Origin of the sequence: Variovorax dokdonensis (assembly GCF_030316895.1) — a bacterium.
Classification (GTDB): domain Bacteria; phylum Pseudomonadota; class Gammaproteobacteria; order Burkholderiales; family Burkholderiaceae_C; genus Variovorax; species Variovorax dokdonensis.
Genome location: NZ_JASZYV010000009.1, coordinates 1 through 1127, shown reverse-complemented (window position 1 = coordinate 1127; position 1127 = coordinate 1). Strand labels below are relative to the sequence as shown.

Here is a 1127-nt window from a genome sequence, read left to right as displayed (position 1 = left end):
GCACGACAAGGCGATCGACAGCCGCCTCAAGAACGGTCCGCCGCTGGTGGCGGCCACCTTCGTGATTCCGTACCCGCCAGGCTTTCCGATCATGGTGCCGGGCCAGGTCATTGCCAGCGACACGATCGAGTTCATGCGCAAGCTCGATGTGAAGGAGATCCACGGCTACGACTCAGCCCTTGGCCTGAAGCTCCTGAAGCCCTCGGTGCTCGCCAAGCGCAAGTAACGCGCCACTCCCAGATCGCCATCGGCAAGAGCAAGGAGACCTCGGCATGAAAGCAAAAAGTATCCTGGCCTTCACCGCATTCGCCCTGGCAGCGGCCGGCGCCGCGGCACAGAAGTCGCAGGTGACCAATCCGGTGACGAGCAGTTCGGTCACTCTGTTCGGCATCGTCGATGTGGCGCTCAGCTACGGCAGCGGCAGCGCCGGCAACATCACGCAATTGACGAGCGGTCGCAGTACGCCGTCCCGTTGGGGCGTGCGCGGCTTCGAGGACCTCGGTGGCGGCCTCACGGCTGGCTTCTGGCTCGAGAGCCAGATCAACATGGACACCGGCACCTTCGGCACCACCAACGTCAACAACCAGCCCGATGGCAGCGCCAGCGCGCTCTTCAGCCGTCGCTCCACCGTGAGCCTGATCAGCAGTTGGGGCGAAGTGCGGCTTGGCCGGGACTTCACGGCCAGCTTCCGCAACCGGGACGATGTGGACCCCTTCGGCACCAGCGGCGTCGGCGCGAACCTGGTCGATGCCCTCAACCTCGAAGGCCCCGCATCCACGCGGGCCTCGAACATGGTCGGCTACTTCCTGCCGTCTGGTCTCGGCGGCTTCTTCGGAGAGGCGCAGTACTACATGGGCGAGACCGTCGACGTGTCCGGCCAGCCCGATTCGCATGCCGGCGACGGCTATGCAGCGCGGATCGGCTGGGCGGGCGCAGGCTTCGCCGTGGCCGTGGCGGGCAGCCGCACCAATCAGGTCCAGACCGCGACGCTGGGCGATGTCGACGCCTACAACCTAGGCCTGTCCTATGACTTCGAGGTGGTCAAGCTCAGCGGCGGCTACTACTACGGAAAGATCGAGCAGTTCGTGCCCTACAAGGCCACGGGTTGGCTTGTCGGTGCGGTCGTG

2 protein-coding genes are annotated in these 1127 nt (G+C 65.4%); both read left to right on the top strand.

The window, feature by feature from the left end:
• Window positions 1–226: Orn/Lys/Arg family decarboxylase (locus QTH91_RS23005; protein ID WP_286662503.1), on the top strand; the 226-nt coding region annotated here is incomplete at its 5' end.
• A gap of 46 nt (window positions 227–272) precedes the next feature.
• Window positions 273–1127: porin (locus QTH91_RS23000; RefSeq protein WP_286662502.1), on the top strand; the 855-nt coding region annotated here is incomplete at its 3' end.